Origin of the sequence: Pseudomonas oryzihabitans, assembly GCF_006384975.1 — a bacterium.
In the GTDB taxonomy this organism is placed as follows: domain Bacteria; phylum Pseudomonadota; class Gammaproteobacteria; order Pseudomonadales; family Pseudomonadaceae; genus Chryseomonas; species Chryseomonas psychrotolerans_B.
Genome location: NZ_CP021645.1, coordinates 4,855,936 through 4,881,442 on the forward strand (window position 1 = coordinate 4,855,936; position 25,507 = coordinate 4,881,442).

26 protein-coding genes and 1 tRNA gene are annotated in these 25,507 nt (G+C 63.0%); 11 read left to right on the forward strand and 16 right to left on the reverse strand.

Annotated elements, in window-relative coordinates; genetic code table 11:
- Positions 1 to 149: 149 nt before the first annotated feature.
- On the forward strand, positions 150 to 4,049 hold the full coding sequence (gene purL, locus CCZ28_RS21935) for a phosphoribosylformylglycinamidine synthase (protein ID WP_140220863.1): 3,900 nt from the start codon (positions 150 to 152) through the stop codon (positions 4,047 to 4,049).
- A 147-nt stretch (positions 4,050 to 4,196) separates the two neighbouring features.
- Positions 4,197 to 4,511 carry an NGG1p interacting factor NIF3 gene (locus CCZ28_RS21940; RefSeq protein WP_140220864.1) on the forward strand — a complete coding sequence of 105 codons (315 nt, stop codon included), beginning with the start codon at positions 4,197 to 4,199 and terminating at the stop codon, positions 4,509 to 4,511.
- 3 nt (positions 4,512 to 4,514) lie between these two features.
- On the opposite strand, the gene CCZ28_RS21945 is transcribed toward CCZ28_RS21940, so the two are convergent.
- The 7 genes from CCZ28_RS21945 to CCZ28_RS21975 all read right to left on the reverse strand — a co-directional run bounded on the left by CCZ28_RS21945 (position 4,515) and on the right by CCZ28_RS21975 (position 10,910).
- Positions 4,515 to 4,811, reverse strand: a complete 297-nt coding sequence (locus tag CCZ28_RS21945) for a winged helix-turn-helix domain-containing protein (protein ID WP_074529450.1) — start codon at positions 4,809 to 4,811, stop codon at positions 4,515 to 4,517.
- Positions 4,812 to 4,853: 42 nt separating this feature from the next.
- Complete coding sequence (locus CCZ28_RS21950; protein WP_140220865.1) at positions 4,854 to 5,198, reverse strand: HepT-like ribonuclease domain-containing protein; 345 nt, start codon at positions 5,196 to 5,198, stop codon at positions 4,854 to 4,856.
- Complete coding sequence (locus CCZ28_RS21955; RefSeq protein ID WP_140220866.1) at positions 5,191 to 5,481, reverse strand: nucleotidyltransferase family protein; 291 nt, start codon at positions 5,479 to 5,481, stop codon at positions 5,191 to 5,193. The genes CCZ28_RS21950 and CCZ28_RS21955 overlap by 8 nt, the downstream gene beginning before the upstream one ends.
- A 144-nt stretch (positions 5,482 to 5,625) precedes the next feature.
- On the reverse strand, positions 5,626 to 8,457 hold the full coding sequence (locus tag CCZ28_RS21960) for a valine--tRNA ligase (protein ID WP_140220867.1): 2,832 nt from the start codon (positions 8,455 to 8,457) through the stop codon (positions 5,626 to 5,628).
- 86 nt (positions 8,458 to 8,543) lie between these two features.
- Positions 8,544 to 8,906 (reverse strand): hypothetical protein, encoded by a 363-nt coding sequence (locus tag CCZ28_RS21965; protein ID WP_140220868.1) that lies wholly within the window; start codon positions 8,904 to 8,906, stop codon positions 8,544 to 8,546.
- 5 nt (positions 8,907 to 8,911) lie between these two features.
- Entirely contained in the window at positions 8,912 to 9,340 is a 429-nt protein-coding gene (locus CCZ28_RS21970) for a DNA polymerase III subunit chi (RefSeq protein WP_140220869.1), read from the reverse strand.
- Positions 9,341 to 9,410: 70 nt separating this feature from the next.
- Entirely contained in the window at positions 9,411 to 10,910 is a 1,500-nt protein-coding gene (locus tag CCZ28_RS21975; protein WP_140220870.1) for a leucyl aminopeptidase, read from the reverse strand.
- A 171-nt stretch (positions 10,911 to 11,081) separates the two neighbouring features.
- On the opposite strand from CCZ28_RS21975, the gene lptF reads away from it, so the two are divergent.
- Positions 11,082 to 12,194 (forward strand): LPS export ABC transporter permease LptF, encoded by a 1,113-nt coding sequence (gene lptF, locus CCZ28_RS21980; RefSeq protein WP_140220871.1) that lies wholly within the window; start codon positions 11,082 to 11,084, stop codon positions 12,192 to 12,194.
- Positions 12,191 to 13,252 carry an LPS export ABC transporter permease LptG gene (lptG, locus tag CCZ28_RS21985; RefSeq protein WP_140220872.1) on the forward strand — a complete coding sequence of 354 codons (1,062 nt, stop codon included), beginning with the start codon at positions 12,191 to 12,193 and terminating at the stop codon, positions 13,250 to 13,252. The genes lptF and lptG overlap by 4 nt, the downstream gene beginning before the upstream one ends.
- 98 nt (positions 13,253 to 13,350) lie before the next feature.
- Here lptG and CCZ28_RS21990 read toward each other — a convergent pair whose 3' ends face one another.
- From CCZ28_RS21990 to CCZ28_RS24520, 3 genes are all read right to left on the reverse strand, one after another.
- Complete coding sequence (locus CCZ28_RS21990) at positions 13,351 to 13,668, reverse strand: hypothetical protein (RefSeq protein ID WP_140220873.1); 318 nt, start codon at positions 13,666 to 13,668, stop codon at positions 13,351 to 13,353.
- A gap of 101 nt (positions 13,669 to 13,769) precedes the next feature.
- Positions 13,770 to 14,237 (reverse strand): hypothetical protein, encoded by a 468-nt coding sequence (locus CCZ28_RS21995; protein WP_140220874.1) that lies wholly within the window; start codon positions 14,235 to 14,237, stop codon positions 13,770 to 13,772.
- A 35-nt stretch (positions 14,238 to 14,272) separates the two neighbouring features.
- Positions 14,273 to 14,443: a hypothetical protein gene (locus tag CCZ28_RS24520; protein WP_167509269.1), complete on the reverse strand. Its 171-nt coding sequence runs from the start codon at positions 14,441 to 14,443 to the stop codon at positions 14,273 to 14,275.
- Positions 14,444 to 14,697: 254 nt separating this feature from the next.
- Here CCZ28_RS24520 and CCZ28_RS22000 point away from each other — a divergent pair, with 254 nt between their 5' ends.
- Complete coding sequence (locus CCZ28_RS22000; RefSeq protein ID WP_140220875.1) at positions 14,698 to 15,027, forward strand: DHCW motif cupin fold protein; 330 nt, start codon at positions 14,698 to 14,700, stop codon at positions 15,025 to 15,027.
- 241 nt (positions 15,028 to 15,268) lie between these two features.
- Here CCZ28_RS22000 and CCZ28_RS22005 read toward each other — a convergent pair whose 3' ends face one another.
- The 5 genes from CCZ28_RS22005 to CCZ28_RS22025 form a co-directional block, all read right to left on the reverse strand.
- Entirely contained in the window at positions 15,269 to 15,820 is a 552-nt protein-coding gene (locus CCZ28_RS22005) for a DUF4411 family protein (protein WP_140220876.1), read from the reverse strand.
- A 2-nt stretch (positions 15,821 to 15,822) separates the two neighbouring features.
- Entirely contained in the window at positions 15,823 to 17,001 is a 1,179-nt protein-coding gene (locus tag CCZ28_RS22010) for an ImmA/IrrE family metallo-endopeptidase (protein ID WP_140220877.1), read from the reverse strand.
- 108 nt (positions 17,002 to 17,109) lie between these two features.
- Complete coding sequence (locus CCZ28_RS22015; protein ID WP_205894611.1) at positions 17,110 to 17,424, reverse strand: hypothetical protein; 315 nt, start codon at positions 17,422 to 17,424, stop codon at positions 17,110 to 17,112.
- 61 nt (positions 17,425 to 17,485) lie between these two features.
- On the reverse strand, positions 17,486 to 17,689 hold the full coding sequence (locus CCZ28_RS22020) for a hypothetical protein (RefSeq protein WP_140220878.1): 204 nt from the start codon (positions 17,687 to 17,689) through the stop codon (positions 17,486 to 17,488).
- A 313-nt stretch (positions 17,690 to 18,002) separates the two neighbouring features.
- Positions 18,003 to 18,087: transfer RNA gene (locus CCZ28_RS22025), tRNA-Leu, on the reverse strand.
- Between the two features lie 106 nt (positions 18,088 to 18,193).
- Here CCZ28_RS22025 and queA point away from each other — a divergent pair.
- From queA to CCZ28_RS22055, 6 genes are all read left to right on the forward strand, one after another.
- The gene (gene queA, locus CCZ28_RS22030; RefSeq protein WP_140220879.1) at positions 18,194 to 19,237 is read left to right on the forward strand and encodes a tRNA preQ1(34) S-adenosylmethionine ribosyltransferase-isomerase QueA; all 1,044 of its coding nucleotides are present in this window, start codon (positions 18,194 to 18,196) and stop codon (positions 19,235 to 19,237) included.
- 10 nt (positions 19,238 to 19,247) lie between these two features.
- Positions 19,248 to 20,366 carry a tRNA guanosine(34) transglycosylase Tgt gene (gene tgt, locus CCZ28_RS22035; RefSeq protein ID WP_140221415.1) on the forward strand — a complete coding sequence of 373 codons (1,119 nt, stop codon included), beginning with the start codon at positions 19,248 to 19,250 and terminating at the stop codon, positions 20,364 to 20,366.
- 147 nt (positions 20,367 to 20,513) lie between these two features.
- Positions 20,514 to 20,858 carry a preprotein translocase subunit YajC gene (yajC, locus tag CCZ28_RS22040; protein WP_058762149.1) on the forward strand — a complete coding sequence of 115 codons (345 nt, stop codon included), beginning with the start codon at positions 20,514 to 20,516 and terminating at the stop codon, positions 20,856 to 20,858.
- A gap of 64 nt (positions 20,859 to 20,922) precedes the next feature.
- The gene (secD, locus tag CCZ28_RS22045; RefSeq protein WP_140220880.1) at positions 20,923 to 22,791 is read left to right on the forward strand and encodes a protein translocase subunit SecD; all 1,869 of its coding nucleotides are present in this window, start codon (positions 20,923 to 20,925) and stop codon (positions 22,789 to 22,791) included.
- 10 nt (positions 22,792 to 22,801) lie between these two features.
- Positions 22,802 to 23,707, forward strand: coding sequence for a protein translocase subunit SecF (gene secF, locus CCZ28_RS22050; protein WP_140220881.1), 906 nt, complete (start codon positions 22,802 to 22,804; stop codon positions 23,705 to 23,707).
- Between the two features lie 57 nt (positions 23,708 to 23,764).
- Positions 23,765 to 24,292 (forward strand): glycine zipper 2TM domain-containing protein, encoded by a 528-nt coding sequence (locus tag CCZ28_RS22055; protein ID WP_140220882.1) that lies wholly within the window; start codon positions 23,765 to 23,767, stop codon positions 24,290 to 24,292.
- Positions 24,293 to 24,435: 143 nt separating this feature from the next.
- Here CCZ28_RS22055 and CCZ28_RS22060 read toward each other — a convergent pair whose 3' ends face one another.
- A complete protein-coding gene (locus CCZ28_RS22060) occupies positions 24,436 to 25,476 on the reverse strand; it encodes an acyltransferase family protein (protein ID WP_140220883.1) in 1,041 nt (346 codons plus the stop codon).
- Positions 25,477 to 25,507 lie beyond the last annotated feature (31 nt).

The window sequence follows — 25,507 nt, forward strand, 5'->3', positions numbered from 1 at the left end:
GTATACGCGAGAAGTGGCAAAGCGCCCATTTTATACATACAGGGTTGCTGGTAAGTCTGTATGAACCCTCGTCGCCGGAAGGTGTCCCGAGCGCGCCTTTAGGCTAGAATGCACGGCCCCAAAGTGACTTGGCCCCGAGGCTGTCCCCGATGCTGATCCTGCGCGGCGCTCCCGCTCTTTCTTCGTTCCGTCACGGCAAACTTCTCGACCAGCTGACTCGCCTGGTTCCCGGTGTCTCCGGGCTCTATGCCGAGTTCGTCCATTTCGCCGAAGTCGCCGGCACCCTGAGCGCGGAGGAAGAGGGCATCCTCGGCCGACTGCTGCAATACGGCCCCAGCGTCCCCCAGCAAGAACCTAAAGGCGCGCTGTTCCTGATCGTGCCCCGCTTGGGCACCATCTCGCCCTGGTCGAGCAAGGCCACCGACATCGCCCACAACTGTGGCCTCGCGCAGATCGAGCGCCTGGAGCGCGGCGTGGCCTACTACGTCGCCGGCGAGCTGGACGCCGCTGCCCACGAACAGCTAGCCGCGGCCCTGCATGACCGCATGACCCAGCGCGTGCTGCCGACCCTGGACGCCGCCGCCGACATCTTCAGCCATGCCACGCCCAAGCCGCTCACCGCGGTAGACGTGCTTGGCGGCGGTCGCATCGCCCTGGAGCGCGCCAACCTGGAGCTAGGCCTGGCCCTGGCCGAGGACGAGATCGACTACCTGGTGAAGAGTTTCACCGCCCTGGGGCGCAATCCCCATGACGTCGAACTCATGATGTTCGCCCAGGCCAACTCCGAGCACTGCCGGCACAAGATCTTCAACGCCAGCTGGGACATCGACGGCGAGAGCCAGGAGAAGTCCCTGTTCGGCATGATCAAGAACACCTACGAGATGAACCGTACCGGCGTGCTGTCCGCCTACAAGGACAACGCCGCGGTCATGGAAGGCTTCACCGCCGGACGCTTCTATCCCGACGCCGAGTCCCGCGAATACGGCGCGCACAGCCAGCCCGTGCACATCCTGATGAAGGTGGAGACCCACAACCACCCGACCGCCATCGCTCCCTTCCCCGGCGCCTCCACCGGCTCCGGCGGCGAGATCCGCGACGAAGGCGCCACCGGTCGTGGCTCCAAGCCCAAGGCCGGCCTGACCGGCTTCACCGTCTCCAACCTGAACATCCCTGGTTTCGAACAGCCTTGGGAGAAGCCTTACGGCAAGCCCGAGCGCATCGTCACCCCGCTGGACATCATGATCGAGGGCCCGCTGGGCGGCGCCGCCTTCAACAACGAATTCGGCCGTCCCGCCCTGGCCGGCTACTTCCGCACCTTCGAGCAGCAGGTCGAGACCCCCCGCGGTCCCGAGGTGCGTGGCTACCACAAGCCGATCATGCTCGCCGGCGGCCTGGGCAACATCCGCGCCGACCACGTGCAGAAGGGCGACATCTCGGTGGGCGGCAAGCTCATCGTGCTGGGCGGCCCGGCCATGCTGATCGGCCTGGGCGGTGGCGCGGCCTCGTCCATGTCCACCGGCGCCAGCTCCGCCGATCTGGATTTCGCCTCGGTGCAGCGCGAGAACCCGGAAATGGAGCGCCGCTGCCAGGAGGTCATCGACCGCTGCTGGCAGCTGGGTGAAAACAACCCCATCACCTTCATCCACGACGTCGGTGCGGGCGGCCTGTCCAACGCCTTCCCCGAGCTGGTCAACGACGCCGGGCGCGGCGGCCGTTTCGAACTGCGCAACGTGCCCAACGACGAGCCGGGCATGAGCCCGCTGGAAATCTGGTGCAACGAGTCCCAGGAGCGCTACGTGCTCTCCGTGGATGCTGAGAATTTCGAGACCTTCAAGGCCATCTGCGAGCGCGAGCGCTGCCCCTTCGCCGTGGTCGGCGAGGCCACCGAGGAGCGCCAGCTGACCGTGGCCGACAGCCACTTCGGCAACAATGCCGTGGACATGCCGCTGGAAGTGCTGCTGGGCAAGCCGCCGCGCATGCACCGCAGCGTGACCCGTGAAGCCGAACTGGGCGACGCCTTCGACGGCGCCGGCCTGGACCTGAGCGAGTCGGTAGAGCGCGTCCTGCGTCACCCGGCCGTGGCCAGCAAGAGCTTCCTGATCACCATCGGCGACCGCACCATCACCGGCCTGGTGGCCCGCGACCAGATGGTCGGCCCCTGGCAGGTGCCGGTGGCCGACTGCGCCGTCACCGCCACCAGCTTCGACGTCTATACCGGCGAAGCCATGGCCATGGGCGAGCGTACCCCGCTGGCCCTGCTCGACGCCCCTGCCTCGGGCCGCATGGCCATCGGCGAGACGGTCACCAACCTGGCCGCTGCGCGCATCGAGAAGCTCGGTGACATCAAGCTCTCCGCCAACTGGATGGCCGCCGCCGGCCACCCGGGCGAAGACGCGCGTCTCTATGAGACCGTCAAGGCGGTCGGCATGGAGCTGTGCCCGCAGCTCGGCATCACCATCCCGGTCGGCAAGGACTCCATGTCCATGAAGACCCGCTGGCAGGACGGGGGCGAAGACAAGAGCGTCACCGCGCCGCTGTCGCTGGTGATCACCGGCTTCGCCCCGGTGCAGGACATCCGCCGCACCCTGACCCCCCAGCTGCGCCTGGACAAGGGTCAGACCGACCTGATCCTCATCGACCTGGGTCGCGGCCAGAATCGCCTGGGCGGCTCCATCCTCGCCCAGACCCACGGCAAGCTTGGCCAGGCGGCCCCCGACGTTGACCAGGCCGAAGATCTCAAGGCTTTCTTTGCCGTGATCCAGGGCCTCAACCAGGACGGTCTGCTGCTGGCCTATCACGACCGTTCCGACGGCGGCCTCATCACCACCCTGGTGGAAATGGCCTTCGCCGGTCACTGCGGCCTGGCCCTGCGCCTGGACGCCTTGGCCGCCGACCGTGACGAGTTGACCCGCGCGCTGTTCGCCGAGGAGCTGGGCGCCGTCATCCAGGTGCCCCAGGACTTCACCCACGAGGTGCTGGCCCAGTTCAGCGCTGCTGGTCTGGAAGACTGCGTGGCGGTGATCGGCGAGCCGGTCAACGGCTACGAGATCAACATCCACTTCAACGACGAGCACCTCTATCGCGCCGAGCGCCGGATGCTGCAGCGCCTGTGGAGCGAGACCAGCTTCCAGATCCAGCGCCTGCGCGACAACGCCGAGTGCGCCCAGCAGGAATTCGACGCCCTGCTGGAAGAGGATCATCCGGGCCTGTCGGCCAAGCTGTCCTACGATCCCAACGAGAACATCAGCGCCCCTTACATCAAGAAGGGCGTGCGGCCGCAGGTGGCCATCCTCCGTGAGCAGGGCGTCAATGGTCAGGTGGAGATGGGCGCGGCCTTCGATCGCGCCGGCTTCTCGGCCATCGACGTGCACATGAGCGACATCCTCTCCGGGCGTATCGACCTGGCGGACTTCAAGGGCGTGGTGGCCTGTGGCGGCTTCTCCTATGGCGACGTCCTCGGCGCCGGCGGTGGCTGGGCCAAGTCCATCCTGTTCAACGCCCGTGCCCGTGACGGCTTCCAGCAGTTCTTCGAGCGCACCGACACCTTCACCCTGGGCGTGTGCAACGGCTGCCAGATGGTCGCCAACCTGCGCGAACTGGTGCCCGGCAGCGAATTCTGGCCGCGCTTCGTGCGCAACCGCTCCGAGCAGTTCGAGGCGCGGGTGGCCATGGTTCAGGTTCAGGATTCGCCCTCGCTGTTCCTCGCCGGCATGGCCGGGTCGCGACTGCCCATCGCCATCGCCCACGGCGAAGGTTTCGCCGAGTACCCGAACCAGGAAGCGCTGGTCGCGGCTGACGTGTCCGGCACCGTGGCGCTGCGCTACGTCGACGGCCACAGCAAGGTCACCGAGACCTACCCGGCCAACCCCAACGGCTCGCCGCTGGGCATCACTGGTCTATCCAGCCAGGACGGTCGCGTGCTGCTGATGATGCCGCACCCCGAGCGCTGCTTCCGCGCCGTGCAGAACTCCTGGATCCCGGCCGACTGGCAGGGCGAGGACGGCGGCTGGATGCGCCTGTTCCGCAATGCGCGGGTGTGGGTGGACTAAGGGTTCGGCGTCTAGCCAACTCTCCTTGCCTGTAGGTGGAGAGAGTTGGCTCGTGGCGGGCCACCCGGCATCCGCCGCAGCGCTCTTAACCGCCTCTCCCTCCGGGAGAGGGCTGGGGTGAGGGCCGCCCAGCCAGAGAACCCCACCATGCTCAAACTCTGCTTCTACGTCCCCGACTCCCACCTCGAAGCTGTCAAGCAGGCGATCTTCGCCGCAGGCGGCGGCCGCATCGGTCTTTACGACAGCTGCTGCTGGCAGGTCCAGGGCCTCGGTCAGTTCCGCCCGCTGCCTGGCAGCCAGCCGCACCTGGGCGAGCAGGGCAGCCTTGAACAGGTCGTTGAGTGGCGGGTGGAGCTGGTGCTGGCCGACGAACAGATCGCCCGCCAGGCCGTCGCGGCGTTAAAGGAGGCGCATCCCTACGAAACGCCCGCCTATGACGTGGTGCAGGTGCTGGATCTCTAGCATTCAGGGATAGCCGAGCACCGTCTTGATCCGCGGCAGCTCGCGCTCGACCCAGCGTGGGTCCACCGCACCCCAGTCACGGATCTCGTAGCCACCGGCATTGTTGCGGGCACCTTCGCCCTGCACGAACTGGCAGTCGATATCCAGATCCGCCAGCGCCAGCAGGGTGTCCTGGGCGGTACGCCGCGGCATGCCGGTAGCGGCCATCAGGGCCGGCACGCTGGTGGCGGTGCCGCTGGCCACCAGCCAGGCCACATAGAGGCGGCGGTAGAAGCTGGTCTTGGTCTTGCTCACGTCCATGTCATGGATCTCGAAGGTCAGTCGCCGTTAGGTCCGGGTCTTTCAAAGGGCTGCTCTCAGGGCGTCGAGCTGCTCCAGAAGCTTTGGCAGATCGTCCTGGATGATGCTCCAGAGGATGTCGTCATCGATACCCAGGTAGCCATGGATCAGCCGATTGCGCGTCGCTATGACCTGGCGCCAGGGAATGTCTGGGTAGCCCTCACGCACTAGCGCTGGAATACGTGTCGCCGCTTCGCCGATGAGCTCGAGATTGCGCAGCGTTGCATCATAGACCAGGGTATTGGTAGCGAAGGCAGCTTTATCCAAGCCCTGGCAATAGGCGATGGCTTTCCCGGCAAAGTCGATCATGTCCTCTATATAAAACGTCCAGAGGCGTTCGTCAGACATGAATGGCGTCTCTCTCCACCAGGGGGCGTAACTCGCTACGCAAGGCTTTTTCGGTCACCAGATCAACGGGATGGCCGAGCTGGTCTTCGAGGTGGAATTGCACGCCGAAGTACCGCTCCGAAGTAGCGGGTCCGTCGAAGTCGACCAGGATGTCGATGTCGCTATCAGCGCTTGCCGTCCCGCGGGAGACCGAACCGAACAGCGCCAGCGAGACCAGCCCGTAGCGCTCGGCAAGATAGGGTTTGCTGAGGCGCAGTTTGGTCAGAATGACGTCGCGTTCCAATGTCCTGTCCTCGAAAGAGGGGTTCGGTTCAGTCTGTCACGGATCAGGATCGCCTTCCAGCTCGCTCCCATGGCGGCTCTAGCAGCAGATATTGCAACCCCACGAACGAAAACGCCGCAGTCGTCTCCGACTGCGGCGTTCGCCTTACAGCGTCGCGATGCGCTGCTGCTGGTCCACCAGCTTGGCCAGGGCCTGTTCGGCTTCGGCCAGTTTGGCGCGCTCCTTCTCCAGCACCTCGGCCGGGGCCTTGGCGACGAAGCCTTCGTTGCCCAGCTTGCCGCCGACGCGCTTGACCTCGCCCTCCAGGCGGCCGATCTCCTTGTCCAGGCGCGCCAGTTCCGCGTCCTTGTCGATCAGGCCGGCCATGGGCACCAGCACTTCCATCTCGCCGACCAGGGTGGTGGCGGACATCGGCGCTTCTTCACCGGCGGCCAGCACACGGACCGATTCCAGCTTGGCCAGCTTGTTCAGCAGCGGCTCGAAGTCGGCCAGGCGGCGCTGGTCCTCGGCACTAGCGTTGGCGACGATGATGTCGATGCGCTTGGCCATGGAGATCTTCATCTCGCCACGGATCTGCCGCACGCCCAGCATCAGCGCCTTGACCCACTCGATGTCGCCTTCAGCAGCGGCGTCGATACGCGCCTCGTTGGCCACCGGCCAGGGTTGCAGCATCAGGGTCTCGCCCTGGACGCCGGCCGGCGCCTTGAGGCGCTGCCAGATTTCCTCGGTGATGAAGGGCATGAAGGGGTGCGCCAGGCGCAGCACCACTTCCAGCACCCGCGCCAGGGTGCGGCGGGTGCCGCGCTGGCGTTCGAGGGAGGCGTTCTCGTCCCACAGCACCGGCTTGACCAGCTCCAGGTACCAGGCACAGTACTCGTCCCAGACGAATTCGTAGAGTGCCTGGGTGGCCAGGTCGAAGCGGAAGGCGTCGAGCTGACGGGTCACCTCGGCCTCGGTGCGCTGCAGCTGGGAGATGATCCAGCGATCCACCGAGGACAGCTCCACGGGTTCGTCGTTGACGCCGGTGTCCTGGCCCTCGACGTTCTCCATGACGAAGTTCGCCGCGTTCCACAGCTTGTTGCAGAAGTTGCGATAGCCCTCGACGCGCCCCATGTCGAATTTGATGTCGCGGCCGGTGGTGGCCAGGGAGCAGAAGGTGAATCTCAGGGCGTCGGTGCCGTAGCTGGCGATGCCGTCCGGGAATTCGGCGCGGGTCTGCTTGGCGATCTTTTCCGCCAACTTGGGCTGCATCAGGCCACTGGTGCGCTTCTGCAGCAGGGTGTCCAGGTCGATGCCATCGACGATGTCCAGCGGGTCGAGCACGTTGCCCTTGGACTTGGACATCTTCTGGCCCTGGCCATCCCGCACCAGGCCGTGGACATAGACGGTCTTGAAGGGGATCTGCCCGGTCAGGTGGGTGGACAGCATGATCATCCGGGCGACCCAGAAGAAGATGATGTCGAAGCCGGTGACCAGCACGTCGGTGGGATGGAAGGTCTTGAGCGCCTCGGTCTGCTCGGGCCAGCCGAGGGTGGAGAAGGTCCACAGACCGGAGCTGAACCAGGTGTCCAGCACGTCGTCGTCCTGGCGCAGGACGATGTCACCCAGGTTGTGCTTGGCGCGCACCTCGGCCTCGTCGCGACCGACGTAGACATTGCCGGCCTGGTCGTACCAGGCAGGAATACGGTGACCCCACCAGAGCTGGCGGCTGATGCACCAGTCCTGGATGTCGCGCATCCAGCTGAAGTACATGTTCTCGTACTGCTTGGGTACGAACTGGATCTCACCGCTTTCCACCACGGCGATGGCTTTATCGGCCAGGGGCTTGGTGGAGACGTACCACTGGTCGGTCAGCCAGGGCTCGATCACGGTGCCGGAACGGTCGCCCTTGGGCACCTTGAGGGCGTGATCCTCGATCTTCTCCAGGCGCCCGGCGGCGTCCAGGTCGGCGACGATGCGCTTGCGCGCCTCGAAGCGATCCAGGCCGGCATAGGCGGCGGGGAGGGTGGCATCGAACATGCCATTGACGCTGCCGTCCAGGTTGAACACCTGGGCCCCGGGCAGGATGGCCGCATCGGCGTCGAAGACGTTGATCAGCGGCAGGTTGTGTCGCTTGCCGACTTCATAGTCGTTGAAGTCGTGAGCCGGGGTGATCTTGACGCAGCCGGTGCCGAATTCGGGGTCGCAGTAGTCGTCGGCGACGATGGGGATGCGGCGGCCCACCAGCGGCAGCTCGACATACTGGCCGATCAGGTCCTTGTAGCGCGGGTCTTCCGGGTGCACCGCCACGGCGGCGTCGCCCAGCAGGGTCTCGGGACGGGTGGTGGCGACCACCAGGTGATCGACGCCCTCGGCGGTACGGGCGCCGTCTGCCAGCGGATAGCGAAGGTGCCAGAGGTGGCCCTTCTCGTCATGGCTTTCCACTTCCAGGTCGGAAATGGCGGTGTGCAGCTTGGTGTCCCAGTTGACCAGGCGCTTGCCGCGGTAGATCAGACCGTGCTCGTGCAGGCGCACGAAGGCTTCCTTGACCGCCTCGGAGAGACCGTCGTCCATGGTGAAGCGCTCGCGCGACCAGTCCACCGAGGAACCCAGGCGGCGGATCTGCCGGCTGATGTTGCCACCGGATTCGTTCTTCCATTCCCATACCTTTTCCAGGAATTTCTCCCGGCCCAGGTCGTGGCGCGACAGGCCCTCGGCGCCGATGCGGCGCTCCACCAGCATCTGGGTGGCGATGCCGGCATGGTCGGTGCCCGGCTGCCAGAGGGTGTTGCGGCCCTGCATGCGGCGGAAGCGGATCAGGGCGTCCATGATGGCGTTGTTGAAGCCATGGCCCATGTGCAGGCTGCCGGTCACGTTCGGCGGCGGGATCATGATGGTGTAGGGCTCGCCCGACCCCTGGGGCGCGAAGTAGCCCTGGCGTTCCCAGGTTTGGTACCAGGAGGTTTCGATGGCGTGCGGCTGGTAGGTCTTGTCCATGGAGGGGGCTTTTGTCGCTGGAAGAGGAAAGCCTTCGAGTATAACGACTCCAGCCCGCCGACGGCAGGGCGCCTTGGCGTCCCGGGTCAGGGACGCTGCAGCAGTTCGTCCAGGCGCTGTTGCAGGCGGCGCTGTAGTTCCGCCTCCAGGCGCGGCAGCTCTTCATCCAGCAATTCCTGGAGGATGGCCGGTGCTTCCTGGCGCAGGCGGACGCGGGCCAGGTCGTCCCGCGGTTGCTGGGGGATCACGTCTTCGATGGCGTCCGGCACGATCTGGTCGAGCAGCGGCGGGATGGCCTTGAGGCGTTCGGCGCTGGGGGCGATGACGTCGGAGAGGATGGGAATGCCATCGCTGCTGCTCGGCTGGACAGCATTACGGCTCTTGTCGAGTACCTGCCGAATGGCTTCGAGGTCTTGCAGGACGTGGGCGGGAGGCTTGGCGCTGGTCATGGGCATCACACACGTGACAACTGATGATCCTGTAGAGCATAGCCAAGCTTGCGGTAGAAACGAAAACTCTCGCGCATTGCCTGGCGTACTTCCGGGGCCTCGACGACCACTTCGGCGACCCGGGCGAAACCCGCATGGCAGGGCGGCGGGGCGAGGGTGAGGTTGATCAGCAGCTCGCCGCGCTGGTCGGCGGGCGTGGTCAACCCCAGCACGACCGGGCTGTCGGTGGTGGCTTCCGCCAGATCGTGGGGAATGAAGCTGTCGGGGCGGAAAGCCCACAGCTGCTCGTCCAGGAGTTGGCGCTGCTCGGCATCGGCGCAGTGCACATAGACCGGCATGCCCTGCTTCCAGGCCTTGTCCACCAGCCGACAGGCGAACGCCAGCCGTGCCGCGGGATCGGTGGAGGGCAGGACATAGAAATCGACACGGGTCATGGGGTTCACGGAGCAAGAGAGGGAAACAGCAAGGCCGCGATGCCAAGGCATCGCGGCCTTGAGCAGGCGCTTAGGCCTCGGCGGTGCGGTCGAGCAGGTACTGCACCAGCAGGGGTACCGGGCGACCGGTGGCGGCCTTGTCCTTGCCACCGCTGATCCAGGCGGTACCGGCCACGTCCAGGTGGGCCCAGGGATAGGCCTTGGCATAGCGGGACAGGAAGCAGCCGGCGGTGATGGTGCCTGCCTTGGGGCCGCCGATGTTTGCCATGTCGGCGAAGGGGCTGTCCAGTTGTTCCTGGTACTCGTCGTGCAGCGGCAGTTGCCAGACGCGGTCGTCGGCGCGGTCGCCGGCCTGCTTGACCTGGTCGATCAAGGCGTCGTCGTTGCCCATCAGGCCGGAGACCAGCGAACCCAGGGCGGTGATGCAGGCACCGGTCAGGGTAGCGATGTCGATAACTGCCTTGGGCTGGAAGCGTTCGGCGTAGGTGAGGGTATCGCACAGCACCAGACGGCCTTCGGCGTCGGTGTTGAGGATCTCGATGGTCTGGCCGCTCATGCTGGTGACGATGTCACCCGGACGGGTGGCGGTACCGCTGGGCATGTTCTCGGCCAGGGCCAAGAGACCCACCACGTTGATCGCCGGCTTGAGCTCGACCAGGGCGCGGAAGGTGCCCAGGACGCTGGCGGCACCGCACATGTCGTACTTCATCTCGTCCATGCCGGCGCTGGGCTTGATGCTGATGCCGCCGGTGTCGAAGGTGATGCCCTTGCCAACCAGGGTGTAGGGCTGGGCGTTCTTGGCGCCGCCCTTGTACTGCAGCACCACCAGGCGCGGCGGCTGGGCGCTGCCCTGAGCCACGGCGAGGAAGGAGCCCATGCCCAGTTCGCGCAGTTTCTTCTCGTCGAGTACCTCGACGGAGAGACCCGCGTCCTTGAACTGCTTGCCCAGGGCCTTGGCCTGGTCGGCGACGTAGACCGGGTTGCAGATGTTCGGCGGCAGGTTGCCGAAGTCCTTGGCGTAGGCGGTGCCATGGGTGATCGCCAGGGCATGGGCCAGGGCGCGCTCGGCGTCCGGCTGGGAGGCCTTGGTGGTGACCAGGGTCAGCTTCTTCAGCGGCCGCGGATCGGCCTTCTTGCTCTTGAAGCGGTCGAAGACGTAGTCGCCATCGGCCAGGGTCTCGGCCAAGAGGCGCAGGCGGGCATAGCCGTCACGGTTCTTGACCGGTACATCGCCCAGAGCGATGGCGGCATCGCTGCCGCCCAGGCTCTTGAGCACGCCCAGGGCGCCGCTGGCCAGCTTGCGGTACTGGCGGTCGGTGAGGCCTTCGGCTGCGCCGCTACCCACCAGCAGCACGCGCTCGGCCTTGATGCCCGGAAGATTGGTGAGCAGCAGGGTCTGACCCGCCTTGCCGGCGATATCGCCGCGCTTGACCGCCGCGCTCAGGGCGCCGGAGGTGGCAGCGTCCACGGCGCCGGCCGCTGCGTCGAGCGTACCGCCTTCACCGACGGCCACGACCAGGGTGGCGGTTTTCAGGGTTTCCGGACGAGCGTTTTTGACGACGAATTCCATTAGGAGAAGCTCCCCAAGACAAACATATGAGTTCGCAGGATATAATGCGGGGCTTTCGCCAGGACCTTTCCCGGCGATCGGCCTTCAACGGGTGGGCCCTGTGACGCAAGCCATGCAGCCGAGCTAGTGTGAGCGTTCGCGCCAGAGCCTGACAACCCTGGAGAATCCTGTTTGATCGTCTTCCGCTATCTGTCTCGAGAAGTTCTCACCACCCTCGGTGCGGTCAGTGCCGTGCTGTTGGTGATCATCATGAGCGGCCGTTTCATCAAGTACCTGGCCCAGGCGGCGCAAGGCCTGCTGGACCCCGGCGTGCTGCTGCTGATCATGGCCTATCGTATTCCCGGCTTCCTCCAACTGATCCTGCCGCTAGGCCTGTTCCTCGGCTTCCTGCTGGCCTATGGCCGGCTGTACCTGGACAGCGAGATGACCGTGCTCACCGCCACCGGCATGAGTCCTGGCCGCTTGCTGGCCTACAGCATGGCCCCGGCCGCGGTGGTCGCCCTGGTGGTCGCCTGGCTCAGCCTGTCGCTGGCGCCGCTGGGCGTGCAGAAGGTCACCAGCATCCTCAACCAGCAGGATGCCATGACCGAATTCGATACCCTCGAGCCGGGGCGTTTCCAGTCCTTGAGAGACAACTCCCGGGTCACCTACACCGAGCGGCTCTCGGCAGATCGCAGCCAACTGGGCGGCGTGTTCATTTCTGAGCGCAATACCTCGACCGCCGGCGGCAAGGACCGGGGCGTGGGTGTCCTGGTGGCCGATACCGGTCGTCAGGAAATCCATCCTGATGGCAGTCGCTACCTGATCCTGCAGAACGGCTTCCGCTACGACGGCGTGCCTGGGCAGGCCGACTACCGGGCCGTGCAGTACGAAACCTACGGGGTGCTGCTGCCCAAGCCTGAGGTGAGCGAGGACATCAGCGAGCGAGATGCCGTCACCACCGGCGAACTCCTGCGCAGCAACGACCTGCAATATCGCGGTGAGCTGCAATGGCGGCTGTCGTTGCCGATCCTGGTATTCATCGTCACCCTCATCGCTGTGCCCCTGGCCAAGGTCAATCCGCGCCAGGGCCGCTTCCTCAAGCTGCTGCCGGCGATCCTGCTGTACATGGCCTATCTATCGCTGCTGATCGCCGCTCGCGGTGCGCTGGACAAGGGCCGCCTGCCGCCGGCCATCGGGCTGTGGGGCGTGCATCTGCTGTTCCTGGCGCTCGGCCTGCTGCTGGCCTTCTGGGAACCGCTCAAGGCGCGTCTGCGTGGTAACAAGCCGGGGGTGGCGGCATGAACAAGCTCGACGGCTACATAGGCCGCACCGTCTTTGTCAGCATCCTCGCGGTGCTCGGGGTGATCGTCGGTCTGGCGCTGCTGTTCGCCTTCATCGATCAGCTTGGCGACTTCGACGACAACTACGGCGTCGCCGAGGCGCTCAAGTTCGTGCTGCTCACCACGCCGCGGCATGCCTACGAGATGCTGCCCATGGCGGCACTCATCGGCTGCCTGGTCGGCCTGGGTACCCTGGCCAGCAGCAGCGAATTGATCGTGATGCGCGCCGCGGGCGTCTCCCTCGGGCGGATCGTCTGGGCGGTGATGAAGCCCATGTTCGTGTTGCTCATCGCCGGCATCCTCATCGGTGAGTACGTCGCGCCCTGGACGGAGAACCTCGCCCAGAGCGGGCGTGCCCTGGCCCAGAGCGCCGGCAAGGCGCAGAGTTCGCGCCATGGCCTCTGGCATCGCCAGGGGCACGAGTACACCCACGTCAACGCCGTGCAGCCCAATGGCCTGCTGCTGGGCGTGACGCGCTACGAATTCGATGACAGGCGTCACCTGCTGCAAGCGAGCTTCGCCCAGCGCGGCGTCTATCGTGGCGATCACTGGGAGCTGGAAAACGTCAGCATCACCGACTTCGGTGATCGGCAGACCAGCGTCCGCCAGGAGCCCAAGGTGATCTGGAACGTCGAGCTCACCCCTCAGGTGCTCGATACCGTGATCATGGAGCCGGATGCGTTGTCGATCTCCGGGCTGTGGTGGTACATCCACTACCTGGCCGACCAGGGCTTGAACAACAAGAGCTACTGGCTGGCCTTCTGGTCAAAGCTCTTCCAGCCGCTGGTGACCGCTGCCCTGGTGCTGATGGCGATCTCCTTCATCTTCGGCCCGCTACGTTCGGTGACCCTGGGGCAGCGGATCTTCACCGGGGTGATCATCGGCTTCGCCCTGCGGATCTTCCAGGATCTGCTGGGTCCCTCCAGCCTGGTATTCGGCTTCTCGCCGCTAGTGGCCGTGCTGGCACCGGCACTGCTCTGCGCGGTGGCCGGGGTACTGTTGCTGCGACGGGCCGGTTAAGCGCGACCAGGCAAATGCAGAGCGGCTCTCGGGTGTGTATCACCTGAGATCCGCTCGCTACCTTTGTCAGTTGCTTCGAGCCCCGCCGGCGTCTTCAGCTAGGCGGCGCCCTGACTCACCGGCTGCAGTTGCAACCAACTGGCGTGTTCCTCGCAGAATCTCAGGATCCGTTGAACGCGCCGGATCTGATCTCTATGGCGACATTCGCCCACCACGGTCCGCACCAGCAGATCGACGTTCTGCATATGGATCAGACGCAGATCCGGGCTCATGTCGGGGAAGTCTTCCATCTCGCCGATGCGCGTCTCGCAACGTGAGAGCAGGCGATCGATGAAGTCCAAGGAGAAGCGGGCGGGAGACTGAGCGGTTTCCAGGTCATTGACTGCAACCTGGGAGCAGGGGGCTAGCGTTTCCATGCGCAAGGTCTCACGTCCGTAGCGAAGCCTTACTATTGCACGCTTTGCCCGCAGGATTCAGCTGCCGATTGTCAGCTGGCCGTGCGGTCGTGGCGCAGGCGTCAGGGGTGATGCCGCTGCTCTTGCGTCGCCGTCTCCAGTAGCGCTGATCGTGCCCTAAGGTAAGACTGCTTGCGCTGCAGGTCGGCCGGATGGTCGATGGTGAGTCCCGCGAGATAATCCCGCCAGGTCGTCATATAGACCTTCTGGGCATTGCGTAGCGCTCGATCCTGGCCGGTGGGCAACTGGCGGGTCGCCTCGCTTGCCACCGTGGTGGCCGTCGTCTGGCAGTCACTCAACTGCTGGCGAAAGACCGGCAATCGCGCCTGCTCGCCGGCTAGCCGGGCGTTGTTGCCATTCAGCACCAGCAATTCGCAGCGATAGAGCGCGCTGTGCAGTCGCGCCTGCAGCGTCCAACTGGGCGAGCGACCCCACTCGCTACCCTGATCGGCCAGATCGACCGGTCGCTGTCCAGCACAGCCTTGCAGTCCAAGCAGCAGGGCGGTCAGCAGTGGTGCGATTCGCCTCATACCCAGTCCTCGAAACGCGGAGCGAGATCGCCAATCTACTGGTAGCGTTCCCATTCGTGATACTTGTCCATCAAATAGTTGCCGACCGGCTGCCGATGCTTGCAGTCCTCAACGCTCAGCGGACTGGGCTCGCAGAGCGGGCCGGCATCGCTGTAGTGGTTGCAGCCAGACAGCAGTAGCGCGAGGCCAAGCAGTATCCATTGCAAAAGGCATCCTTCCTCATGGTGAAAGCGGGGGGATCAAGAGCGTGACTGAACAGTGGGTCCGGCGCATTCCTAGGGTACAAAATCCGTATCGAGCGGCGATTTCTGGAGGCGGCGGTGCTACTTGGCGCCGCATGGACTTCGGTGGCTGGAGACACTCCAGAGCTGCAAGTAACGTGGAAATTCGTCCGATCTGTATCGCTTGACCGTCTTGCTGCCCAGGTAAAATGCCCTTCCTGCCCTGGATCGAGGCCTCCATGCAACTGAGCGACATTCCATTTGGAACCACCGATTGGTCGAACATCGAACCTACGGTCCATCCTGGAGAAACCGGCTCGGCCCTCTGGCGTACCTGCCAGTTCGGTGCAGTACGAGTGCGCATGGTCGAGTACAGCGCGGGTTACCTTGCCGATCACTGGTGTAGCAAGGGACACATTCTACTTTGCCTGGAGGGTCGACTGGATACCGAACTGGCCGATGGTCGCGTCTTCACCTTGGCCGCTGGCATGAGCTACCAGGTGGCCGACAATGCAGAGCCGCACCGGTCCTCGACCGCTACGGGCGCTAAGTTGTTTGTCTTGGATTAAGGCTCGTATCGAAGGTACAGCGAGGAATCGCAGGCACAAAAAACCGCCTCAGTGGGAGGTTTCTCTGTCTTCCAGCGCTTTGAAGGGCTGCTGGATAAATCTACTTGGTGCCCGGAGGACACTAGAACTCAGCCCTGTAGGCGGCTCTAGATGCCGATTTTTTGCTCGAAGCATGCCAGCGCATTATGAGCGCCTAGCCGAACCGGCTGCAGAGCGGAAAGCCGCGGGAGTAGGGGGTGGCCTACTCGTAGGCCTGGGCAGGTGCGGCTGGAATAGGCGGCTGGTTCCAGCGCGTGCTGAATTCGAGATCACGCATCATTTTGAAGACGCTGCAGCACTCGGCTCCTAGCTGCTTACAGACATCAGGCACCTTTCTGTTCTTTCTCTGGGCACTGGGCTTTGGGGTTTCTAAAGACACCACGCATCTTTCTTTTGGCTGACGGAGTGCGTAGGCTATTAGGAATGGGTCTCGTCCGATATATGCTAGCTCTACGTCAGTAAGGTCCGGGGCATAACCTTGGTATGTCACATGGGCAAGCAGCTTAGGGTCAGCATCCTCTTCTAGAATAAGCGTATTTTTGACTGATTCTTCTCTCAGCCAGATAGTAAGCGGGTCCTCATTCCCAGCAATCACTTCTTCATAAATCTCAATCGGGATTTTTATCCGATTATTATGGCTCTGGTGAATTATCCATTCCCAAAGCTCGGGGATCATGCTGCGTGGGTAATAGACCCCTTGGGCAGAGATTAAGGAGTTGGCATCCAGCAGATATACAGTATTTTGATGCGTCATTGTCATACACCAACCATCTTGTATACTGAGCCGGCCTTGACGCCAAGTAGAGTTGCCGCTTTAGTAGCTGTAAGCATTCCTTCGCTCATTGTCCTTTGTACCAAACTAACCGCCGCACTACCTACTTTATGTTTTTTCACGACGTAGTAGTCTGGCCCACTACTACCATCGCGCTCCTCTCTCTGGGTTTGCCTATAACGGAGCCATAGATCGCGATACTGTGTGGCAAGTCGCTCCCAGGTTTCTAAAGAAATGCGTCCTTGGATGTAGAGCCTGTATGCCACATGCGTTGCGCTTAGATTTCTATATTGCGCGTAATTATTGATTTGTGCGGTAAGTCGCTCGAAATTCTCTAGCTGGAAATCTTGAGATTTCAGTTCCTCGCTATCAGGAAATAGGACTGCGCTTGCAATATCGTTGCACCACTTTTCAGTATCATTTGAAAAGTTCGAGCCGCTAACTCCTGTAGCTCCCGCTAATACATGTGCCAGCTCATGTATGATAGTAAAATTTCTCGCTTGAACTGAGTCCTGATCGTTAACGACAATCAGTGGCGCTATTTGATCTGCAATCGCGAAACCTCTGAAAGCTTCCACTGGAATGTTAGTGTGATGGGTTCCGAGATTTCCAATCAGAAAAACAAAGCAGCCTTTGCTCTCTACTAGGTTTCGTAGATAGCTAAATGCGTCTTCAGGGCGCCGGTTGCGGCGATATTTTGCTATCTCGAAATCCAGCAGCTGGCTTATGTACTCTGCTGCTTCTTCTGCAGTTGTTTGGTCCGGATTTATCGATCCAACATAGTCGAGTGGTTTTGCTTCGTCTAGATCTGTCAGTGCTTCTTTAATAAGGCTTTGCCTGGTGAATAGGTCCCGAACGAGGGCATCTAAGTTGCCGCGACTTTCTATTTTTAATTCGTCACGGACGGATCTAAAGTCTACACCTCTGTCCGCTACTACCGGTGGCTGAGGCAGATAAAAGATGAGTAGGGGGCGTCGGTACAAATTAGCCATTTTCAAAAGCAGAGGCCGTGAAATTTCTTTTTCACCGTTCTCATACCGCAAAAGCAATTCCGCACCAGTAGTCTTTTGACTTTTGATGCCAAGCTGCTTCGCCGCGAGGTCCAGCGATAGACCTGCAGTCTCCCTCGCCCATACCAGGACTGCAGGATTAAGATTTGGCATTCAACCGGTCCATTTTGTCAGCTTCCACATAAATTATTGCTCAAGAGGCCCTACGCCGTTTCATCCACAGCTACCACTGGTCGCGAAATACCGTTGTGCGGAGTTCGCCTACAACCCATCCATGCAATTTTTTACGTCCTCATCGATGACGCTACCGGGCTTGATGCATTCCTGCATGGAGCGACGAGGCCCGCGGTTGTCGATGCGTTCCTGGCGTTCCACCTGTGCCAGCGAGCGTTTAGCACCGTCAGCCATAGGTCCTTTGCTAGCGGCCCAGCTCTGCAGGATGGATTTCTGGGTATAGCTCGTCACAGCCTCGACTGCCGGGCGAATTGCGTTAGCGGCCTGGGCGAGGGCGGTGTCTTCGGCGAAGACCGGCGCGGCGAGAAAGAGGGTGGCCGAGCTGGTCAGGAGGTATCGCATACAGGCTTCCTTGCTATGTAATCACCAGGATATCGGCATCCGGCCGGCTGGCTTTACTAGCTCATTTCGTCAGAGCATAGACCAACACCACGACGGCGATGATGCCGCTGATCACGATGATCAGGCCAATGATCCCGCAGATCCCATCCCAGTAAGCGCTTTTGCCTGGGTAGCGACCTCTACTCAGAAGTCGGAGCACGACGCGCCCAAGGCCTTCAAACAGGACATCACACAGCCCGCCGAACAAAGCAGAGAAGAAGTCCATTCCAAATCCTCGGCCTAATATCAGTAGATCGCCTCGCAGGACGCACCGTCATCGTCGATGCGGCTGCTGCAGCTAACTTCGCCTTGGCGCTGCTGCTCATCTACCTGCACGACTTCAGCTTGTCGCAGCTGAAGGAGCCGGTAAAGCAGGTGCCGTCCGATCCGCCAAATGCATGGAATGACGTCGAATGTCTCGGCGTCACTCGCAAAAAGGCTACAGCGAGGGGAGCGAAACGCCAGGCACAAAAAAACCGCCTCGATGGGCGGCTTCTCTGGTTTCCATGGATCCCAAAGGACACATGGAAGATAACGCTTGGTGCCCCGGGGGAGACTCGAACTCCCACTCCTTTCGGAAACGGATTTTGAATCCGCCGCGTCTACCGGTTCCGCCACCGGGGCAATGGCGGCGGAGTATAGGGATGGTCGCAGGCTGGGTCAATCCAAAGTGCGTTGGTGAAAAAGGCCGCTTCCGGTAAGCTGTGCGGCCTTTCGAGATCTACCTGCCATGCACGTCGCCGACTTCCATTTCGACCTTCCCGAATCCCTCATCGCCCGTCATCCGCTGGCCGAGCGCCGCGGCAGTCGATTGCTGGTGCTCGACGGCCCCAGCGGTGAGCTGAGCCATCGCCACTTCGCCGATCTCCTGGGGTATCTGCAGCCCGGCGACCTGATGGTGTTCAACGATACCCGGGTGATCCCGGCGCGGCTGTTCGGCCAGAAGGCCAGTGGCGGCAAGCTGGAGATCCTGGTGGAGCGGGTGCTGGACGAGGAGCGGGTGCTGGCCCACGTGCGTTCGAGCAAGTCGCCCAAGCCGGGCAGTCGTATCCTCATCGACGGTGGCGCCGAGGCCGAGATGGTCGCGCGGCATGATGCCCTGTTCGAACTGAAATTCGCCGAACCCGTGCTGCCGCTGCTGGAGCGGGTCGGGCATATGCCGTTGCCGCCTTACATCGACCGGCCCGACGAGGCCGAGGATCGCGAGCGCTACCAGACCGTCTATGCGCGCAACGCTGGTGCCGTGGCCGCGCCCACCGCCGGGCTGCACTTCGACGAGCCGCTGCTCGAGGCCATCCGCGCCAAGGGCGTGGCGACCGCCTTCGTCACCCTGCATGTCGGCGCCGGTACCTTCCAGCCGGTGCGGGTGGAGCGTATCGAAGACCACCACATGCACCGCGAGTGGTTGCAGGTGGATCAGGGCGTGGTCGATGCCGTGGCCGCCTGCCGGGCGCGCGGTGGTCGGGTGATCGCGGTCGGCACCACCAGCGTGCGCTCGCTGGAAAGCGCTGCGCGCGACGGCGAGCTCAAGGCCTTTGCCGGCGAGACGGACATCTTTCTCTATCCCGGTCGGCCCTTCCACGTGGTCGATGCCCTGGTGACCAATTTCCACCTGCCCGAATCGACCCTGCTGATGCTGGTGTCGGCCTTCGCCGGTTACCGCGAGACCATGGCCGCCTATGCCACGGCCGTGGCCGAGGGCTATCGCTTCTTCAGTTATGGCGACGCCATGTTCATCACCCGCAATCCCGGGGCCCAGGGCCCGGAGAGCTGATATGAGTTTCATGAATTTCGAACTGCTGGCTACCGAGGGCAAGGCCCGGCGCGGTCGCCTGACCTTTCCCCGCGGCGTGGTCGAGACCCCGGCCTTCATGCCGGTTGGCACCTACGGCACGGTCAAGGGCATGCTGCCCGACAGCGTCGCCGACATCGGCGCCCAGATCATCCTCGGCAACACCTTCCACCTCTGGCTGCGGCCGGGGACCGAGGTGATCCAGCGCCACGGCGACCTACACGACTTCATGCAGTGGCAGGGGCCGATCCTCACCGATTCCGGCGGCTTCCAGGTGTTCAGCCTGGGCGCGCTGCGCAAGATCAAGGAGGAGGGCGTCTATTTCGCCTCGCCGGTGGATGGCGCCAAGGTCTTCATGGGCCCCGAGGAATCCATGGCCGTGCAGCGCGCCCTGGGCTCGGACATCGTGATGATCTTTGACGAGTGCACCCCCTATCCGGCGGACTTCGACACCGCGCGCCGCTCCATGGAGCTGTCGCTGCGCTGGGCCAAGCGTTCGCGCGAGGCTCATGGCGACAACCCCTCGGCGCTGTTCGGCATCGTCCAGGGCGGCATGCACGAAGAACTCCGGCTGAGGTCCCTGGACGGCCTGGAGCAGATCGGCTTCGACGGCTACGCCATCGGCGGTCTCTCGGTGGGCGAGCCCAAGGACGAGATGATCCGGGTGCTGGACTTCCTGCCGCCGCACCTGCCGGCGGACAAGCCGCGCTACCTGATGGGCGTCGGCAAGCCGGAAGACCTGGTGGAAGGCGTGCGCCGCGGCGTCGACATGTTCGATTGCGTGATGCCCACCCGCAATGCGCGCAACGGCCACCTGTTCATCGACACCGGCGTGCTGAAGATCCGCAATGCGGTGCATCGGCATGACGAGTCGCCGCTGGATCCGACCTGCGACTGTTACACCTGCAAACATTTCTCCCGGGCCTATCTGCACCATCTGGATAAATGCGGGGAAATGCTGGGGAGTATGCTGAATACGATCCACAACCTGCGGTACTACCAGCGCGTGATGGCCGGTTTGCGCCAGGCTATCCAAGAGGGTAAATTGGCCGACTTTGTGGACGCCTTCTATGCCCGGCGCGGCCTGCCTACACCACCGCTCGGCAGCTGAGAGCCCCTGTTCGATCGTCGAAGCGAGATGGCGTTCATTCGCCGCTTGCCGAGGGAGCGAGCCTGGAGTCCGAGTTCGTCGAGACGGTCGTGAGCGACCGCCGGGCTGTCTTCCTTTCCGTCATCCAACTCTGCAAGGAGTAGTGCAATGAGTTTTCTGATTTCCACGGCCCAGGCCCAGGAAGCTGCCGCGCCGGCCGCCAATGCCGCACCGGGAGGTGAATACATTCAGTTCATCTTCCTGATCGGCTTCGTGGTGATCTTCTATTTCTTGATCTGGCGTCCCCAGGCCAAGCGCACCAAGGATCACAAGAACCTGCTCGGCGGCCTGCAGAAGGGCGACGAAGTGGTGACCACGGGTGGCATCGCCGGCCGTATCAACAAGGTCACCGACGATTTCGTGGTGCTGGAAGTGTCCGACAACGTCGAACTCAAGTTCCAGAAGGGCGCCATCGCCGCGACTCTGCCCAAGGGCACCCTGAAGGCACTCTGAGCCTTCCTAAATCTAGCTAACACCGGGGCGCGCAAGGCGCCCCGCCTTTATCTCGGGCGGTGTCATGCTCAACAAATATCCCCTCTGGAAGTACCTGCTGATCCTGGCCGTACTGGTCGTGGGCGTCATCTACGCGCTACCTAATCTGTACCCCGACGATCCGGCCGTGCAGATCAGCGCTTCCAGCACCGAACGCAAGGTCACCCAGGCCGATCTGGACCGCGCCACCGCGGCGCTGACGGCCGCGAAGCTGGCGGTCAAGGCTGCCACGCTCAACGAGACCGGAACCCGCGGCCTGATTCGCCTGACCCGCGCGGACGATCAATTGCCAGCTCAGGATGTGGTACGCAAGGCGCTTGGCGACGACTTCGTGGTCGCCCTCAATCTGGCACCCACCACGCCGCACTGGCTGCGCAGCATCGGCGCCAGCCCCATGAAGCTGGGCCTGGACCTCTCCGGTGGGGTGCATTTCCTGCTGGCCGTGGACATGGACAAGGCCGTGGATGCACGTCTGAAGGTCTACGACAACGAGGTCAAGACCCTGCTGCGTCGTGAGAAGGTGCGCTATCGCAGCATGCCCGATCAGAACGGTGCCCTGCAGCTCGGCTTCACCGACGCCGCCGACCTGCAGCAGGCCGAGAGTCTGATCCGCAAGAACTACAACGATTTCACCCTGACCACCGATACCCGTGGCGATCTGCAGGTGCTGCGTCTGCAACTGACCGATGCCAAGCTGCGCGAGATCCGCAACTACGCCGTCACCCAGAACCTGACCACGGTACGCAACCGGGTCAACGAACTGGGCGTGGCCGAGCCGCTGGTACAGCGCCAGGGCGCCGACCGCATCGTGGTCGAGCTGCCGGGCGTGCAGGATACCGCCGAAGCCAAGCGTATCCTCGGCAAGACCGCCAACCTGGAATTCCGCCTGGCGGCGACCCCGGATACGCCGCGTGCCTCCACCGAGAGCTTCGAATTCCGCGAGCCGGGTCGTCCGGCGGTGCCGCTGGAGCGTAACGTCATCATCACCGGTGACCAGGTTACCGACGCCTCGGCTAGCTTCGACGAGAACGGCCGGCCCCAGGTCAACATCCGCCTGGACGGTCATGGCGGCGATCTGATCAACCGCGCCACGCGCAACAACGTCGGCCGCAGCATGGCCGTGGTGTTCATTGAGCAGCGTCCGGTCACCCGCTACACCACCCAGACCGTCGATGGCGTGCAGAAGGAAGTGGCGGTACCCGGCTTCGAGGAAGAGCGGCACATCATCAGCCTGGCGACCATTCAGTCGGCCCTGGGCAACAGCTTCCGCATCACTGGCCTGAACGGTTCGGGCGAGGCGTCGGAACTGGCGCTGCTGCTGCGTGCCGGTGGCCTGGCCGCACCCATGTACTTCGCCGAAGAACGCACCCTCGGCCCGAGCCTGGGCGCCGACAACATCAAGAAGGGGGTCGATGCCTCCATCTGGGGCATGGTCTTCGTCTCGCTGTTCCTGATCGCCATCTACCGTTTCTTCGGTTTGCTGGCGACCATCGCCTTGGGCTTCAACATGGTGCTGCTGATGGCCTTGATGTCCATCCTGCATGCCACCCTGACGCTACCGGGTATCGCCGGTATCGTGCTGACCATGGGCCAGGCGGTGGACGCCAACGTGCTAATCTTCTCGCGGATCCGTGAAGAGATCGCCAATGGCATGCCGATCCAGCGCGCCATCCACGAGGGCTTCAGCCGCGCCTTCACGGCGATTCTGGACTCCAACCTGACGACCCTGCTGGTGGGCGCCATCCTGTTCGCCATGGGCACCGGGCCGGTCAAGGGCTTCGCCGTGACCATGTCGCTGGGTATCTTCACCTCCCTGTTCACCGCCATCTTCGTGACCCGTGCCATGGTCAACCTGATTTATGGCGGCCGGAACGTCAAGAAGCTGTGGATTTGAGGACGCGGCGATGAAAAAGACCATCAACTTCATGGGCGTACGCAACATCGCGTTCGCCATCACCGCCCTGTTGACCCTCCTGGCGCTGTTCAGCTGGTTCTACAAGGGACTCAACTTCGGCTTGGATTTCACCGGTGGTACCCTGATCGAGTTGCGCTACGAGCAGCCGGCCGACCTGAGCAAGATCCGTCAGGAACTGCACAGCTCCGGCTTCGAGGAGGCGGTGGTACAGAGCTTCGGCGCCACCACCGACGTGCTGGTACGGTTGCCCGGAGACGATCCGCAACTTGGCCAGAAGGTGACTACCGCACTGGAGAAGGCGAGTCCTGATCGCTTCTCCCTGACCCGTACCGAGTTCGTCGGTCCGCAGGTGGGCGAGGAGCTGCGTGACCAAGGCGGCCTGGGCATGCTGCTGGCTCTCGGCAGCGTGTTGCTCTACGTGACCTTCCGCTTCCAGTGGAAATTCGCCGTCGGCGCCATCCTGTCGCTGATCCACGACGTGGTGGTGACCCTGGGCCTGCTGTCGTTCTTCCAGATCACCTTCGACCTGACGGTACTGGCGGCGGTGCTCGCCATCATCGGCTACTCGCTCAACGACACCATCGTGGTGTTCGACCGGGTACGGGAGAACTTCCGGGTACTGCGCAAGGCCAGCCTGATCGAGAACATCAACGTATCGACCACCCAGACCCTGCTGCGGACCCTGGCGACCTCGATCTCGACCCTGCTCGCCGTGGTGGCCCTGCTGATCTTCGGTGGCGACAACCTGTTCGGTTTCTCCCTGGCACTGTTCATCGGCGTCATGGCCGGTACCTACTCGTCGATCTATATCGCCAACGTGGTACTGATCTGGCTGGACCTGAAGAGCGAGGACCTGATTCCGCCGCAAACCAAGGAACTAGACGATCGCCCCTGATGTCCTAGGCATGGCAAAGGGCCTGGGCCCGCTATGACAGGTAGTCAGGAGGTTGTAGTGAACAAGTCGATGCTCGTAGGAACGGTTCTGGGTGTTGTGGTTGCCACCGCAGGTGGCGCTGTAGCTTACAGTTTCGTCGACCGCGGGCCTCAGTACGCCGAGGTCGTGGCCGTTCAGCCGGTCAAGGAAACCATCAAGACCCCGCGCGAGGTCTGTAAGGACGTAGCGGTGACGCACCGCCGTCCGGTTCAGGACCAGCACCAGATCGCCGGTACCGCCGTAGGCGCGGTCATCGGTGGTCTGCTGGGCAACCAGGTCGGCAACGGCAGCGGCAAGACGCTGGCAACCATCGCCGGCGCCGTTGGCGGTGGTTACGCCGGCAACAAGGGTCAGGAATACCTGCAAGACCACGATACCTATACTACTACCCAGACCCGCTGCAGCACGGTTACCGACAGCAGCGACAAGGTGGTGGGCTACGACGTCAAGTATCTGCTGGACGGCAAGCTCGGTCAGGTTCGCATGGATCACCAGCCGGGCAAGCAACTGGAAGTGAAGAACGGCCAGGTGCTGGCCAGCCAGTGATGCCTCTCCAGGCGTGAGGCCCTAGGCTTCAGCCAATAAAAAGCCCGCTACCAGGTGACTGGTAGCGGGCTTTTTATTGGCGCTCGTTCGGGCTTCGAGGGCTCCGGCCAGGACGTCAAGCATCCTGGCCGGAGGACTGTCACTCAGACGGCCGGACGGGGGGTTTCAGCCTTGGGCCGAAGCCACCGCCGGGCGGAGATCCACGCCGGCGCCTCGAACAAGCCGTTGATGTTGCGGGCTTCCAGCAGCTTGGCCACCGCCACCGGTACCAGGATGCCGAAGGCGCAACCCAGGACGATGTGCAGCAGGCCGTCGTTGATGTGCAGGCCTTTGCTCAGGATGATGCGGGCACCACTGCCGCTCAGCACGTGCATCACGTAGATGGGCATGGAGAGGGCGCCAAGGGTCAGTACCCACTGCAGCGGCCGCTGTGCCAGCACCATGCAGGTACTGGTAACGAAGATGATGCCATTGAGTGCCAGCACCAGGGTCGCCAGACCGCGGTCGGTGTAGACCAGGCCCAGCAGGCCGTGGAACCAGTACTCAAGCACGATGAACAGCAAGCCCGAACCCAGCATCACGCGACCGGCCTGCTCTTCGATGGCCTGCTTGAAGTTGTTGAACCAGACACCGAAGGCGAAGAAGACGAAGTTCTGCGCGGTGAAGGTAAAGAAGAAGTCTTCCGGACCGGCATTCTGGAACAGGTAGACCAGGGCGCCAAAGGCGAATACGGCGAAGAAGGCCAGCGGCTTGGCCCAGCGGTAGGCGAGCATGGCCAGGCAGAACACCAGGAATAGCGCATAGAGGAACCAGAATTGCTGGCGGGGTTCCCAGACCGTCAGGACCTCGCTGAAGCTCACGCCACCATTGGTATAGCGCGACATCAAGGCTTCGACCGAGCCCTGCAGCAGCGACCAGACCAGGAAGGGATAGACGATGGTATCGATCTTGTTCACCAGCAGGCCGCCGGTGCCGCGCTTGATGAAGGAACTATAGAAGAAGAGGCCGGAGAGGAAGAAGAACAGCGGCATGTGGAAGGTGTAGATGACGCTGTCCACCAAGCCGTGGAATTCGGCGTCCTGGAGGATGCCGGCGTTGAGCAGGCCGCGGACGACGTGACCGTAGACGACCAGCACGATGCCGATGGCTTTGGCATAGTCGACCCAGAGATTGCGAGTGTTCATTGAATGATCCTTTTCAAAAGAGAACCTGTGC